Annotated in this window: 18 protein-coding genes and 1 pseudogene; 8 read left to right on the forward strand and 11 right to left on the reverse strand. The window is 68.0% G+C overall.

The genetic code is table 11. The features are described 5' to 3' along the window. Nucleotides 1–26 precede the first annotated feature (26 nt). The 3 genes from BUR99_RS19075 (at nt 27) to BUR99_RS19085 (ending at nt 1,622) form a co-directional block, all read left to right on the forward strand. Nucleotides 27–368: a RidA family protein gene (locus BUR99_RS19075; protein ID WP_074261984.1), complete on the forward strand. Its 342-nt coding sequence runs from the start codon at nt 27–29 to the stop codon at nt 366–368. Nucleotides 369–520: 152 nt separating this feature from the next. Further along, a complete protein-coding gene (locus BUR99_RS19080) occupies nt 521–928 on the forward strand; it encodes an ArsR/SmtB family transcription factor (protein ID WP_074261985.1) in 408 nt (135 codons plus the stop codon). A gap of 16 nt (nt 929–944) precedes the next feature. Further along, entirely contained in the window at nt 945–1,622 is a 678-nt protein-coding gene (locus BUR99_RS19085) for an SRPBCC domain-containing protein (protein WP_074261986.1), read from the forward strand. 68 nt (nt 1,623–1,690) lie between these two features. Here the strand turns inward: BUR99_RS19085 and BUR99_RS19090 are convergent, their stop codons facing one another. Further along, a complete protein-coding gene (locus BUR99_RS19090; RefSeq protein WP_074262054.1) occupies nt 1,691–2,557 on the reverse strand; it encodes an AraC family transcriptional regulator in 867 nt (288 codons plus the stop codon). Nucleotides 2,558–3,033: 476 nt separating this feature from the next. Between BUR99_RS19090 and BUR99_RS19100 the strand changes: the two are divergent. Together BUR99_RS19100 and BUR99_RS19105 are read left to right on the forward strand one after the other, a co-directional pair. Beyond that, nucleotides 3,034–3,327: pseudogene (locus BUR99_RS19100) on the forward strand (CPBP family intramembrane glutamic endopeptidase); the annotation flags it as partial. A gap of 5 nt (nt 3,328–3,332) precedes the next feature. Beyond that, nucleotides 3,333–3,563, forward strand: coding sequence for a hypothetical protein (locus tag BUR99_RS19105; protein ID WP_074261989.1), 231 nt, complete (start codon nt 3,333–3,335; stop codon nt 3,561–3,563). Between the two features lie 56 nt (nt 3,564–3,619). On the opposite strand, the gene BUR99_RS19110 is transcribed toward BUR99_RS19105, so the two are convergent. The 5 genes from BUR99_RS19110 to BUR99_RS19130 all read right to left on the reverse strand — a co-directional run bounded on the left by BUR99_RS19110 (nt 3,620) and on the right by BUR99_RS19130 (nt 7,234). Next, the gene (locus BUR99_RS19110; RefSeq protein ID WP_074261990.1) at nt 3,620–4,072 is read right to left on the reverse strand and encodes a hypothetical protein; all 453 of its coding nucleotides are present in this window, start codon (nt 4,070–4,072) and stop codon (nt 3,620–3,622) included. Nucleotides 4,073–4,115: 43 nt separating this feature from the next. Continuing rightward, complete coding sequence (locus BUR99_RS19115; RefSeq protein WP_074261991.1) at nt 4,116–4,598, reverse strand: hypothetical protein; 483 nt, start codon at nt 4,596–4,598, stop codon at nt 4,116–4,118. Nucleotides 4,599–4,727: 129 nt separating this feature from the next. Then, complete coding sequence (locus tag BUR99_RS19120) at nt 4,728–5,471, reverse strand: formylglycine-generating enzyme family protein (RefSeq protein WP_200802780.1); 744 nt, start codon at nt 5,469–5,471, stop codon at nt 4,728–4,730. Between the two features lie 91 nt (nt 5,472–5,562). Further along, nucleotides 5,563–6,699 (reverse strand): peptidoglycan-binding domain-containing protein, encoded by a 1,137-nt coding sequence (locus tag BUR99_RS19125; protein WP_234980927.1) that lies wholly within the window; start codon nt 6,697–6,699, stop codon nt 5,563–5,565. Nucleotides 6,700–6,775: 76 nt separating this feature from the next. Then, nucleotides 6,776–7,234 carry a DNA alkylation repair protein gene (locus BUR99_RS19130; protein ID WP_234980928.1) on the reverse strand — a complete coding sequence of 153 codons (459 nt, stop codon included), beginning with the start codon at nt 7,232–7,234 and terminating at the stop codon, nt 6,776–6,778. Nucleotides 7,235–7,263: 29 nt separating this feature from the next. On the opposite strand from BUR99_RS19130, the gene BUR99_RS19135 reads away from it, so the two are divergent. After that, nucleotides 7,264–7,671: a VOC family protein gene (locus BUR99_RS19135; RefSeq protein ID WP_074261994.1), complete on the forward strand. Its 408-nt coding sequence runs from the start codon at nt 7,264–7,266 to the stop codon at nt 7,669–7,671. Nucleotides 7,672–7,727: 56 nt separating this feature from the next. After that, nucleotides 7,728–8,093, forward strand: coding sequence for a hypothetical protein (locus BUR99_RS19140; RefSeq protein ID WP_074261995.1), 366 nt, complete (start codon nt 7,728–7,730; stop codon nt 8,091–8,093). Between the two features lie 130 nt (nt 8,094–8,223). Here the strand turns inward: BUR99_RS19140 and BUR99_RS19145 are convergent, their stop codons facing one another. Continuing rightward, nucleotides 8,224–8,493: a hypothetical protein gene (locus BUR99_RS19145; RefSeq protein ID WP_074261996.1), complete on the reverse strand. Its 270-nt coding sequence runs from the start codon at nt 8,491–8,493 to the stop codon at nt 8,224–8,226. Between the two features lie 29 nt (nt 8,494–8,522). On the opposite strand from BUR99_RS19145, the gene BUR99_RS19150 reads away from it, so the two are divergent. After that, nucleotides 8,523–8,765, forward strand: a complete 243-nt coding sequence (locus tag BUR99_RS19150; protein ID WP_074261997.1) for a VOC family protein — start codon at nt 8,523–8,525, stop codon at nt 8,763–8,765. A gap of 19 nt (nt 8,766–8,784) precedes the next feature. Here BUR99_RS19150 and BUR99_RS19155 read toward each other — a convergent pair whose 3' ends face one another. The 4 genes from BUR99_RS19155 to nrdF form a co-directional block, all read right to left on the reverse strand. Continuing rightward, the gene (locus BUR99_RS19155; RefSeq protein WP_074261998.1) at nt 8,785–10,587 is read right to left on the reverse strand and encodes a class I mannose-6-phosphate isomerase; all 1,803 of its coding nucleotides are present in this window, start codon (nt 10,585–10,587) and stop codon (nt 8,785–8,787) included. Beyond that, on the reverse strand, nt 10,584–11,513 hold the full coding sequence (locus tag BUR99_RS19160) for an ROK family protein (RefSeq protein ID WP_074261999.1): 930 nt from the start codon (nt 11,511–11,513) through the stop codon (nt 10,584–10,586). The genes BUR99_RS19155 and BUR99_RS19160 overlap by 4 nt, the downstream gene beginning before the upstream one ends. An 86-nt stretch (nt 11,514–11,599) precedes the next feature. Further along, nucleotides 11,600–12,664: a LacI family DNA-binding transcriptional regulator gene (locus BUR99_RS19165; RefSeq protein ID WP_327077918.1), complete on the reverse strand. Its 1,065-nt coding sequence runs from the start codon at nt 12,662–12,664 to the stop codon at nt 11,600–11,602. Nucleotides 12,665–12,726: 62 nt separating this feature from the next. Then, complete coding sequence (gene nrdF, locus BUR99_RS19170) at nt 12,727–13,749, reverse strand: class 1b ribonucleoside-diphosphate reductase subunit beta (RefSeq protein WP_074262001.1); 1,023 nt, start codon at nt 13,747–13,749, stop codon at nt 12,727–12,729. Nucleotides 13,750–13,772 lie beyond the last annotated feature (23 nt).

The raw sequence follows: 13,772 nt of genomic DNA on the forward strand, positions 1-13,772 counted from the left end.
CCACCCCTCGAACACAAGGAGATGCTGTGAGCATTCAGCGCATCGAACCCGGTCCCCGCATGAGCCAGGCGGTCGTGCACGGCGATACGGTCTACCTCGCCGGCCAGGTCGCCGAGGGCGCCTCCGTCGAAGCGCAGAGCGCCGCTGCCCTGCAGCGCATCGACGAGCTGCTCGCCGGCGTGGGCAGCGACAAGTCGAAACTGCTCAGTGTCACCATCTACCTCGCCGACATCGCGACCTTCGCCGAGATGAACTCGGTGTGGGACACCTGGGTCGACGGCGCCAACCCTCCCGCGCGTGCCACGGTCGAGGCGAAGCTCGCCACCCCCGACTACTTCGTCGAGTTCTCGGTGATCGCCGCGATCTGATCGGATCCACCGAACTGCCGATCGCTCTGGAGAGGCCGGATGCAACGAGGCATCCGGCCCCTTCTGTCTGGTCGTGCTCGGCTGGCGGCACGCCGCGGTCCGCCATATTAATAATGCGTGACTTATATAAGTCACGGTGCAATCATGGTCGCATGCACGCGCTCGATGTTCTCGGAGATCCGGTGCGGCGACGCATCCTCGAGCTGATCGCCGATGGAGAGGCGCCGGCCGGCGACGTCGGCCGGGTCATCCAGGCTGAGTTCGGCATCTCCCAGCCCGCGGTCTCGCAGCACCTGCGGGTGCTGCGCGAGTCGGGCTTCGTCACCGTGCGGCCCGACGGAGCGCGACGGCTCTACGCCGTCGACCCCGCACCGCTGGCCCAGGCCGACGCCTGGTTCGACACCTTCCGAAGCTTCTGGCAGCCGAAGCTCGACGCCCTCGGCACCGAGTTGGCGCGGGGTCGGCTGGCGCAGCGGAAGGCGACCGACGCCGAGCGCGAGCAGAATGATCCATCCCCGAACGGCGGCCCGACGGCACCCGTCGACCCGCCGCGACCGTGACCGAAGGAGCACCGAAATGGTTGACGTGAACGCCCAGATCGACGCCGTCGCGCGCAGCATCGAGACGAAGCAGGTCGACGGCGCGCTCGCCCATGTGCAGACGCTCGCCCAGACCTACCTCTCCCCCATCGACGACGTGTGGAACGCCGTGACCTCCGCCGAGCGCATCCCGCGCTGGTTCCTGCCGATCAGCGGCGACCTGCGGCTCGGCGGCAGCTACCAGTTCGAAGGCAACGCAGGCGGCAAGATCCGGCGCTGCGATCCGCCGAACGACGGCGTGGCCGGCTACACCGTCACCTGGGGCATGGGCATGGGCGAGCCCGCGATCGTGAACGTCCGACTCATCGCGGTTGATGCCTCGTCCACTCGTCTGGAACTCGAGAACATCGCCAGCGAGGCGAGCATCCCCGAGGGCTTCTGGGAGCAGTTCGGGCCATCCGCGACCGGCATCGGCTGGGACCAGGGCCTGCTCGGCCTCGCGCTGCACTTCGCCGGCGGCGCCGAAGGTATCGCCCCTGAAGAGGCGGCGGCATGGGTGATGACCGACGAGGGCAAGTCGTTCATGCGACGTTCCGCCGACGCGTGGGCGGCGGCGCAGCAGCACGACGGCACCGCAGCGGATGCCGCGAAGGCCGCCGCCGACCGCACCTACGGCATGTACACCGGCGAGCTGCCGCCGCCCGAGATGGGCTGACGGCGCGACGCGGCCGACGGACTGGTGAACATGGCCGGGTCATGCTCACCAGTCCGTTCCCGCACTCGTCAGGCGCGTTCCACCGGCAGCCACAGCTCGGTGGTCGCCGTGCTGAAGTCTGCGGCTCGGTCGTGGATGGCCACGACCGACGGGCCGGGCCTCAGCTGCCAGGGGTTGGACGGGAACCACTCCGAAGCTGTCGCCGCCCACGTGGATTGGAGAGCAGCCGGGTAGGGTCCAGTCGTGCGGAACACCGCCCAGGTGCCGGCCGGCACCTCGATCGCGTCGAGATCATCGGGCACCGGTGTGGCTTCGCTGACGGCGACGCCGTGCAGGTAGGTCAATTCGCTGCCCTCGGTGGCATCGGGGTCGACGTCGGCGCTGACCTGCAGCAGTCCCGCGGGTTCGGTGTTGCTCAGCGCCTTCAGGCGCGGGTGCTCCGCGTCGGGAAGCGAGGCGATATGAGCTTGGATGTGCGGGTTCGGGCCGTGGTGAATGAGCGGCACACGAGCGGCATGGCCGACAAGTCGGAAAGCCGGTCGATCTGCGATGCGAGTCTCCATCGTGGAGTTCCCTTCTATGGTCAGGCGAAACCTGAGCTGTGGTTGCGTGTGAAGGGGGCCACCGTCTCGCCGTGCCTCGCCTGGGCTGATACCGTGCACAGCCCGAAAGGCGCGACTGAATGCCTCGGTGGAGCCGTATCCGAAGCGCACCGCTGTTCCCAACAGGTCGCGGTCTCCGAGCACGTCGGCCGCGGCCACGGTCATACGCCGTCTCCGGATGTACTCCGACAACGGCATGCCCGCCAGTGACGAGAACATCCGGCGGACGTGATATTCAGTGGTGCCGAGGCCGGTGGTCAAGCCGGCGACGTCGATCTCCTCGGTGAGGTGCTCCTCGATGAAATCGACCACTCGGTTCAGCACTGCGATCACGATTGCCTCCTTCGACACCAAGCCTGTTCATCGGCCCGAACCCACACCCAACTATTGCGGTTCGATTCGATCGGCCCCGCTCCGCCGACGCGTGGGCAGCAGCACAGCAGCACGACGGCACCGCAGCGGATGTCGCGAAGGCCGCCGCCGTCGCGATCGACGTGGTGCCGGAGAGGTGCGCCATGCGCCGGGGTTCGGGTACGGTCATCGACGTAGACACATCAGCGCCGCCCGCCCCGGCTCTCGCCCTCGTGATCCCATCGGCTCATCGGTGGGGTCTTCTTCATGCCCTCGTCGGCGTCGGCATCTTCGTGGCCTGCATCATGGGGCCGTCGATCATTCCGATCGAGTTGATGACGTACCCGGTCTGGCTGGCAGTGAGCATCGCCATGCCGGTGCTCGTGGTCGGCTGGATCGTCTTCGTCTCGCGAAGGTGGGGCACCGGCAGCCTCATCCGCGACTAGGTCGTCTTCCGCGGGATGCTGCAGCCGTCGCTCAAGCGCTGGTTCGACGGATATGCGCCGGACCAGGATCGCAGCTTCCGGGCGACGAACGCCGCCGTGCTCGTCACCTCGGTGATCTTCGCCTCACTCCACCTCCCGCAGGTGCTCGGCGGCGTCAACGGCGTCGCCCTGGCCGCGGGCACCCTGTTCTCGGGCATCGTCTACGGCGCCCTGGCGATGGCGACCCGACGCACGGCGCCGTCGATCTTCGTGCACTCGGCGATGAACCTCTTCGCGACCGCCAGCGCCTACGGGCTGGTCGGTTGACCCTCGTGACGCTGACCGTGTTGCTCATCGCAGGGATCATCCAGGTCTGCATTGCGCCCGCCGTGATCCTGGCACGACGCCCGATCGCCGAATGGCTCGCAGACAACATCCCTCCGTTGGATGTGACCTGGTTTCATGTGCGAGGCGGGCTCTATATGGCACTCGGAGGCGTCGCCGGCGCCATCTCCGGCGCACTCTTCATCGTCATGGCGGCCTCCGCTCTCGCCCAGACGTAAACCGGCCAGCCAGACGGCGTGCGACCGGCAAGCTCGCCAGGCAATGAGGGATACGGCTAGATGCAGATCCAGCAGTAGAGCCCGGCCTGGTCGGAGCGCGCCGTCAGCGCGATCGACCTGATCGCGATGAGGAACTCTGCGAGGTCGGCGGGGTCGGCTCTGCCGTCGAACTCCTCGGACTGCGCCCACGGCACGGCGACCTCGCGCAGTCGCGTTTCGTCGGCATCGGCGATGGCATCGGAGACGACCGCGTCGACCTCGACCACGAAGATGCTGCCGTCACCGTCGTCGGCGATCGGGCCCGACTTCGCCGTGTCCGCGAGGATCTCGTCGAAGGTGCGGCCCGTCAACAGGGCGGCCGCGGTGCCGAGCCCCACCGTCGGGTCGATGCCCTTCGTGCTCACCGTCGGAAAGACCGGTTCGGCGCCCGGCCCGAGCGGCCCGTGCTCGAGAACCGAGGCCGCTCCGGCATCATCGGGGGCGGTGAAGTAGTCGAAGAGGATTCCCATGTGGCGAGCGTAGTGGCGCGCACCGACGTCGCATCGCCCTCCCTCAGTGCACGAGCGAGCTCAACCAGACGACCGCGAGTCCCAGAACCATCGTGATCACCGCGCTGAGCAGCCGGAGATACCAGGCGCCGCGATTGCGCTCGGAATTGACCCAGCCGATGACGGCGAGACTGACGATCCCGATCCAGAGCGCGATGTAGTACGCGACATACTCGTCGACCCACCCCAGCGTCGCGAGCGCAAGCGCCAGTGCCGGCAGCAGCATGGCCAGCAGCATCCCGACCGATCGCGAGGCGGTGCGAGCAACAGCCCGGCCGATCGGAACCGCACGTCCCTCTGCGGTGCGCCGGCTCGCCACGACGCCGGCGTAGAGGTGCGTCAGCCAGAACACGCCGACCGTACCGACGATGAAGAGCAGCACTTCGAGATCGGTGTCGAACTTCCACCCGACGGTGATGAGTGCCGTGACGAGCACCAACCCGTAGACGGCGTGCTCGGTGTTGTAGGCGTCGAGGACGAACCTCACGGGGCGTGCTGCCGCCTCCGCAACGGTACGACGAGAATGCGCAGCCTCTTCGCCCATGCACACAGATTCCCACGCAAGGGGGCCTTCTGGCGAGCACGCGGCGAAATTCGTCGGCTCCCGAACTCGACGTCAGCCGCGGGGCGTCCACCCCGACGGCAGCGGCCCGTCGATCGCCGCCCGTTCCAGGTCCGCCGACGCAGACCAGCCCTGCGCGGCATCCGTCGTCTCGAAGCCGCCGCGCGCGACCCGGAACCCGACGTCTTCGTGGTGCATGCGCGGGGCGCCGCCCCGGCGCACGGACGCCCGCACGCTCCACGCGTCGTCGGCGAATCCGCCGCCGCGGAACACGCGGTACGCGTCGTAGCGAGCCGGATCGAGCAGGTCCCAGCACCACTCCCACACGTTGCCGAGCGTGTCGAAGAGCCCGTTGAGGTTCGGATGCTTCCCGCCGACGTCCTGCGGCGCGGTCACGCCGTCGGCGCTCGTCCAGGCGACCTCGTCGAGCGGACCGTAGTGCGGGCGCGTCGACCCGGCACGGCAGGCGAACTCCCACTCGGCCTCGGTCGGCAGGCGGAACCCGTCGGAGTCGACGTGCCAGGTGACGTCTTCACCGTCGTACGTATACGCGGGTTCGAGCCCCTCCCATTCGGATGCCGCGTTGCAGAAGCGGATCGCCCGCAGCCAGCTCACGTCGGTCGCCGGGCGTCGCGGATGCCGCGCCGTCTCGCCGAGCAGCTCGGCGAGCTGCTCCTGCGTCACCGGGTACACCCCGATCTCGAACGGCTCGAGGTCGACGCTCCAGCGCACCTTGCGGCGCGCGTCGTGGAGGCCGACGGTGCCCCCGTCGATGCTCGCCATCTCGATGTCCGTCACCGAGGCAGTCTCGCACGCCGGCGCACGTGTGACGTCGATCGGGCGGCCGCATGACGAACGCGATGCGTCGGCAGCCGCCCGATGGCGCGTCTCAGCCGGCCGGCGGGCTCGTCGGCGTCGCCGACGGACTCGGCTCGGCATCCGGCGCGGTGAGCTCGGCGATCGCCCGCTCGAAGGCGGCGATCGTCGCGGCATCGACCGCACCCGTCGGCTCGACGCCGAGTTCGGTCTGGAACGCCTGCAGCGCTGCGGTGAGCTCGTCCGACCACACCCCGTCGACCGGTCCGTCCCAGAACCCGACGAGCTTCAGCGTCTGCTGCACGGCTGCCGTCGACGCGAGCGACTCCTGGGCGGCGGCACCACCGAGCGCCACGAGTTCAGCCTGGAGCGCCGCGGCCGTCGCCTTGTCGACCGTGCCGGTGACCGGAAGTCCGTTCGCCTCCTGCAGGTCTTCGATCGCCTGCACGGTCAGCGGCCCCGACACCCCGTCGACGGTGCCCGTGTAGTACCCGGCCGTGGCGAGGTCCTGTTGCAGCGCGAACGTGTACGCACCGACCGCCGTCACGGCCTGCACCTGCTGGTCGTCCGTGAGGCAACCGGCATCGGCGAAGAGCGTGAGCCACGCCATCTCGAGCGCGACGACCGCACTGTTGAACTGCTCGGATGCATCCGCCAGCGGCGTCTGCTCGGTGATGCCACCTTGCGCGTCCTCGAATTCGGCTTCGGCCTGCTTCACCCGGTCGACCGAGGCGGTCGGCGCCAGCGGCGTGCTGGTCGGGGCGGGCGGAACGACGGATGGCGTGCCGGTCGGCCCTGCCTCCGCCGCGGCAAGGGCGGTCTGCGCCTCGACGAGTTCCTGTTGGGCGACCGCGAGGGCCTGCTGCGCGTCGACCGCGGCTTCGGCGCCGTCGAACGCGTCGTCGCGGGGATCCGCGAGATCGGCGCCCGCGACCTGAACGTCACCGACCGTGGGCGCGGTGTCGTTCAACACGTCGCCGTACCGATCGAGTGCACTGATGTAGTCGCTGCTCGCGCCGCAGAACTCCTCGGATGCGGCGTCGAACTCGGCCTGGGCGCTCGCCACGGCCTTCTCCTTCGCGGTGACCTGCGCCTTGGCCCGGTCGACGCTGTCGGCGCCCTCCGTGCATCCGGCGAGCGCCACCACGACGAACACCGACACCATGGCAGTAGCGAGCAGCCCCGACATCCTCGCGCGATCTCTGTTCACGCATATCCCCCGATCATGTGGTGAAACTTGCTCACATCATGGCACCGGGGCGGGTCGTGACGCGGGACATTCGCATTCACGATTGCGGCAGCAGGCCTTCGCTCGCCCACCGCTCGACGATGCGCCGAGCCCGCGCGGCGTCAGCGCCCTCCAACCGCTCGAGCAGCGGACGCACGACGTCGGCGACGAGCGGGTCGACGAGCTCTCCCACCCCCGCCGATCGAAGCAACTGCTCGAGGCGGGTGAAGTCGCTCACGAGCAGCGTCGACACCTGTCCCTGCAGCAGCACGACTGCGGCGAGCCGGCGCTCGTACACCGGCTCGGCCCACAGCTCCGAAGCGAGTGCGGTCACGTCGTCATGCGTCAGTTCCGGATGCCGCCGGCGCGCGTCTCTCACCGTGCCCCGCACCGCACCGACTGAAGCTCCGTAGAACCGCAGCCCGCCGGCGATTCGCGCGGCATCCGCGCTCGCGCGCTCGTCCGATCCCTCGGCGCGGAGGGTGCGGTCGATGAATGCTGCAGCGGACGTTGTCACCCTGAAATGCTCCCTCATAGGATGGCCGGATGCGCCTGTTCGACCATCTCGGAATCTCCGTTGAAGATCTGCCCCGCTCCATCGAACAATTCGATCCGGTGATGGTGGCGCTCGGTTGCACGCGGCAGGATGCCGACAACGGAGTCTCCTGGTACAAGGGCGAGGACGAGCTCATCCTCTTCCCCACTCGCGAATCGGGAAGCGGGCCGCACCGGCACGGCAAGGTCGGATGGCAGCACCTCGCCTTCCCCGTCGACTCCCGCGAAGAGGTCGACCGCCTGCACGCGATCGCCGTCCGCGCGGGCTGGACCTCCGTGCGCGACCCGAAGGTGTTCACGCGGTTCAGCGACCGCTACTACGCGTCGTTCGTCGAAGACGACAACGGCATCCGCTTCGAGTTCATGTTCAACCCGCCGAAAGACGCCGTCGCAGACTGACCCGTCGGCGGCGACCGCAGCGAACGTCAACCCAGCTCCACGGAAGGCAACCCGACATGGCCGTATTCGATGAGTCAGCAAACGACAGCACGAGCTACCCGCCCTGTGTTCTGCACGATGCCCGCGGCGAGAGCGGACAGGTCTTCCTGGCCTTCAGCGAGACCGCCTACACAACGCTCGGTGCGCTCGGATACCCCACCGACGGTCACGCGATGCGCAGCTTCGTCATCGCCGCCCGAGAACACGCAGGTCTCGACGGCGAACCCGACAACATCGTGTACGAAGCCGAGTTCGACCAGTGCTTCCTCATCATCGACGACCTCGCCGCTGCAGACACCACTGCCAGCGTGATCAGCCGAGCATTCGACGACCCCAGCACCCTCGAGCGAATCGCGAGTGCCGCAACCGAGCACAGCCGCTAGCCTCCCGACGCCGCCGAGCTTCGCGGCGAACGACATCTGCCTCGTTCCGTCACCCAGATCGATCCAGTACCGGTAGCGCTCGGCTGCACGCGTCTCGTCGTCGCCGTCGGCTCAAGCGAAGCCGGTCGACCTACCAGACGGTGCCGCCCCCGACCGAGATGCCGCCCCATGTGAGCGCGATGAAGATCGCGGCGAACACGACGGGCGCGATGCCCTTGCCGCTGCGCGCGAGCCCCTTGAGGAGGGCGATCACGGCGAGGATCGCGGCGATGATCGAGAGGACGCCGCCGAGGATCAGCCCGATGAACAGCGGGATGGGCATGAGCACGAGGCCCGCCAGCGCGAACCAGAACGCGGCCCAGGCAGTTGGATTGGATTGGCGTTCGACGGAGGAGGACATGCTTCAGTATCCCGTGTCGGCACCCCGCAGTGCATGGGACCCGCGCTGCGAGCAGCGAGACCCACCGGCACGGCAAGGTCGGATGGCAGCACCTCGCCTCCCCCGCCGGGTCACGCGAGGAGGTCGACCGCCTGCACGCGATCGCCGTGCGCGATCCGAAGGTGTACACGCGGTTCAGCGACCACTACTACGCGTCGTTCGTCGAAGACGACAACGGCATCCGCTTCGAGTTCATGTTCAACCCGCCGAAGGAGCTCGGCGACCAGCTCTGAACACCGTCCGGGCGCCGCTTCAGACGTCGCTGTCCAGCGTCCCCCTGACGTACGCCTTGACGGTCGCGAAACGTTCGCTTCGCGAGTTCGGCGTGCGCCGGATGAGGTATTTCCCGACGGCGGCCGGCACGATGACGGTTTCGGCGTAGTGCACGCGGTACGGAGCGAACGCACCCGACGGGCTCACGATCTCCACCTCGTCGCCCTCCACGAGGTTCAGCACATTGACCGTGCCCTCGGTGTCATGCGCGGCCTCCTGCTCGAACCAATGGCGGCGCACCTCGATGAACTCGAGCTCGTGCAGCCCGGTGCGCTCCTCCACGAGGCCGGGCTCACGGCGGATCTCCTGCACCTGGCCGACGAGGTTCTGTTCGACCCACTGGTCGTCGCGCTCCCACTGCACGTTCCGCTCACCGTGATCGAGGTGGACCGGCCGCGGGACACCGTCCAGACCGACCCGGTCCCAGTCCCAGAGCTTGAAGGTGAAGATGAACGGGGTCGCCGAGATCTCGAGCACCATCGAGTTCGCCCCAGAGCAGTGGATCGTCCCCGCGGGGATGGCGAAGTGGTCGTGCTTCTTGGCAGGGTACGTGTTCACGTACCGCTCCGCGTCGAACGGATGCTTCCCATCGGTCGCTGCCCGCAGTGCCGTGAACATCTCCCCGGGGTCGACGTCCGGCTTGACGCCGAGGTAGACCACGGCGTCGTCGGCGGCGTCGAGCATGTAGTAGCTCTCGTCCTGCGTGTACGACATGCCGAACGTGTCGCGGATGTAGTCGGTCAGGGGGTGCACCTGCAGCGACAGGTTGCCGCCGCCCATGGTGTCGAGGAAGTCGAAGCGGATCGGGAACTCCGCGCCGAAGCGCGAGAAGGTGCGCTCGCCGAGCAGCTCACGAGGCCGGCTGAGCACCAGGTCGATGGCGGGGATCTCGACGACTTTCCCGCCGGCTTCCAGCAACAGCGAGTTCTCCTCCGGCACGCAGTCGAAGCACCAGGCGAAGTTGTCCGCCGCCGGGTCGAGGTCGAGCTTGTCCTTCATCCACTGACCACCCCAGACTCCGGGGTCGAAGAAGGGCACGACCCGGAACGGCCGGCTGGTCGCGCCGAGGAGCGCCGCTCGGAACGCGTCGCCGCTCACGGCGCCGGCATCCGCGCCGGCGGCGTTGCCGTCGACGAGCAGGTCGATACGGTCGAACAGGGTGCGCTTGTGCCGATCAGCGGTGCGCCACTCGACGAAGAACCCGCGCTTGTACTTCCGAAGCGCATCCTCGTCGTGGTTGGTCGCGCGCCAGTTCGCGGCACCGCCGCGCAGCCGCTGCTGGATCTCCCAGCGCGCCATGTCGACCAGCACGAGCGCGTCGGCTCCCCGGCAGGCCGCAAGGTCGGCGCCCCAGCCGACGAGCACGACCGCGGATCGACGATCGGCGACTCGTGCGCGAAGCTCCCCGAGCTTGTCGGCGTCGTAGAACTCGTCCACCGTGAAGTGGCTCATGACCCCGAAGACACGATCGTCGGTGAGATTCCGCCCGATCAGCGCGTCGATGACCTCCGGCGCTGCGGCCGCGGCCGCTTCGACGTCGATGACCTCCGCGTGAGGCAGCGCCGCCGCGATGCCGGCCGCGATCGCCGCGACGTCAGCGCCGGGGTACACGTCCACGGCGATCAGCGGCGCCGCCGCGGCGCGTTCTTCCGCGATGCGAAGTGCCTCGAGCCAGGCCTCACCACCCGACAGCACCTCGGTGCCGTCGGGCAGCGGGATGGTGGGCAGCTTGACGTAGCCCGCCGTCGCGGCGGGAGTTGCGGGGAGTCGATCGGTGGTCATACGTGTCCTTCGTTGTTGCGAGAAGCGAGTGCGGCGACTCCCCTGAGCACTGAAGTCGCAGGGTCTTCGGGGGTGACGAGCGGCGGCCGGAATGACGACGACCAGAGACGGTCGTGCACCCGGCGTCTGAGTTCGGGGAGGATCAGGTCTGCCGATCGCATCACACCGCCGGTCACGACGACGACGTCGGGGTCGAACGAATGGCATTGGGTCACGAGGACCGCCGCCCAAACTCCGTAGAAGCGCTCGAGCAGCGAGGCCGAAGCGGGTTCGTGTCGGGTTTCGACGATGTCCCTGACGCCGATCGCGCCGTGCCTGACGAGCCGGTCGGCGAGAGCCGGGCCGGGCTCGAGCTCACCGGCGGAGACGGCCTGCCGGAGCGCCCAGGTGCTGGCGAGCGTCTCGGCGCAGCCGATGTTGCCGCACGGGCACCGGTGGCCATCGATCGCGACCGTGACGTGACCATTCAGGACGCCGGCGTGGCCGTGCCGCCCCCTCACGAGCCGGCCGTCGATCATCGCGGCGGTGCCGACGCCGGTACCGAGCGCCAGGAGCACGACGTCGCTCGCGCCTGCGGCGACCCCGTCGGCGACTTCGCCCATGAGCGCGGCACGCGCATCGTTCTCCACCACGGCCGGGCTGCCGAAGACGGTCTGCGACCATTCGGACAGGTTCACCCGGTGAAGCGCGGAGTACTTGCCGTGTGCCGCGACGAGGTGGGTGCCTCCGGCATCGACGATGCCGGGCACGGCGATTCCGACCGAATCCACGCTCGCACCATCGAGCTGGTCGCGCACCACGGCCTCGACCTGATCGAGGTGGAACTCCGACGTGAGCGGAACCTCCAGGTGTGAGACGAGCGCCCGGTCCTCGACGACGCCCAGCTTGAGTGTCGTGCCGCCCAAGTCGATCGCGACTGTTCGCATGATGACCGGCCTTCCGTTCGCTGTCGTTTGGTAACGTTACCAGACGACGCGGACGCTTGCCGCCGACGAACAGCAGCGAGCGATGCCTAGTTCGCCGCCACGATTCGCACCGGCATCTCGATGGTCTTGCCGTGCCCCGCCGCGCGATCGACGTCGAGCCGAGCAAGGAGCAGACGGGCCGCCTGCCGACCGAGCTCCTGAGGGTCATGGTCGATGATCGTCACCGGCACCGGCATCAGTTCGGCGAGCTCGAACGCGTCGAAGCCGGCCAGGGCCGGCATCGCGTCCACGGACTCGCCGGCCCGGAGCCGGCGCCCCATCTCGCGCAAGGCACCGATGGTGTTCCGGTTGTTCGCACTGAAGATCGCCGTCGGCGGATGCTCCAGATCGAGCAGTCGACGTGTCGCGACCTCCGCCGAGGCGACATCCTGCTGACCGCGTTCGACGAGTTCGTCTCGGGGCGAGAGTCCGCGCTCGGCGAGCGCTCGAACATACCCCTCGAACCGTCGCTCGCCCGTGAACACCGATCGGGCGTTGCCCAGGAACGCGATGCGGGTATGGCCCGCGTCCAGCAGCACCCGGGTGCCGTCCGCGGCGCCCCCGACATCGTCGAGGAGCACGGAGTCGACGTCGAGTCCCTCGAGGCTTCGAGACGCCAGCACGAGTGGAACGCCGCCCAGACGGTCGGCGCTCAGATGGTCGACGCTCTCGCCGGACGGCACGAGCACCAGGCCTTCGACCTGGCGTCCGATGAAGTCCGACACCAGTTGCCGCTCGCGCAGCGGGTCCTCCCCGGTGCTGCCGATGATGATGCGTCGGCCGTGCTGGGCCGCCACTTCCTCGACGCCGAGCGCGAAGTTCCCGTAGTACGGGTTGCCGAGGTTCGTGATCGCCACCCCGATGAGTCCGCTGCGGTGCCCCGGGCGGAGGCTTCGAGCGTTCTCGTTCCGGTGGTAGCCGAGCTCACGCACGGCCCGAAGCACCTTCTCCTGCACATCCGGCCGCACGGACTCGCCCCCGGACAGGGTGCGCGAGACCGTCATCGGGCTCACACCAGCTCGCAGAGCGACTTCGCGGATCGTCGGCTGCTTGTTCGAACCCGTACGCTCCGGCACTCGCACCTCACTCAGTTCGGCCGGCCGGGGTGACACCGTGTAGGCATGCCATCACGACCGGCGACGTCGCCTCACCGCTCGCGACGTCTTGCAGAGATCTAGAAGTCCCAGTCCTCGTCCTCGGTGACCACGGCCTTGCCGATGACGTACGACGAGCCCGAACCCGAGAAGAAGTCGTGGTTCTCGTCGGCGTTGGGCGAGAGCGCCGAGAGGATCGCCGGGTTCACGTCGGTGACGGTCTTCGGGAACATCGGCTCGTAACCGAGGTTCATGAGGGCCTTGTTGGCGTTGTAGTGCAGGAACTTCTTGACGTCTTCGGTCAGGCCGACACCGTCGTAGAGGTCCTGCGTGTACTGCACCTCGTTGTCGTAGAGCTCGTAGAGCAGCGAGAACGTGTAGTCCTTCAGGTCGTCGCGCTCGGCCTGCGAGAGCCCCTCGAGACCCTTCTGGAACTTGTAGCCGATGTAGTACCCGTGCACGGCCTCGTCGCGGATGATGAGGCGGATCATGTCAGCGGTGTTGGTGAGCTTCGCCCGCGACGACCAGTACATCGGCAGGTAGAAGCCCGAGTAGAAGAGGAACGACTCGAGCAGCGTCGAGGCGACCTTGCGCTTCAGCGGGGAGTCGCCCTGGTAGTACTCCATGACGATCGCGGCCTTCTTCTGAAGGTTCTCGTTCTCGACCGACCAGCGGAAGGCGTCGTCGATGTCCTTCGTCGAGCACAGCGTCGAGAAGATCGACGAATAGCTCTTCGCGTGCACCGACTCCATGAACGCGATGTTCGTGTAGACGGCCTCTTCGTGCGGCGTGATCGCGTCGGGGATGAGCGAGACCGCGCCGACCGTGCCCTGGATCGTGTCGAGCAGCGTGAGCCCGGTGAACACGCGCATCGTCAGCGTCTGCTCTTCGGGCGTCAGCGTGTTCCACGACTGGATGTCGTTCGACAGCGGCACCTTCTCGGGCAGCCAGAAGTTGTTGACCAGACGGTTCCAGACCTCGAGGTCCTTCTCGTCCTGGATCTTGTTCCAGTTGATCGCGTTGACGTGGCTGACCAGCTTCAGCTTGCCGCCCGTGTGCGCGGGGTCGTTCTGAGCGGAATTCACCGGGTCTGTGAGCGTCATGTCAGTACCTTCGATCTCTCTGG

It is taken from the genome of Agromyces cerinus subsp. cerinus (assembly GCF_900142065.1).
GTDB classification, from domain to species: domain Bacteria; phylum Actinomycetota; class Actinomycetes; order Actinomycetales; family Microbacteriaceae; genus Agromyces; species Agromyces cerinus.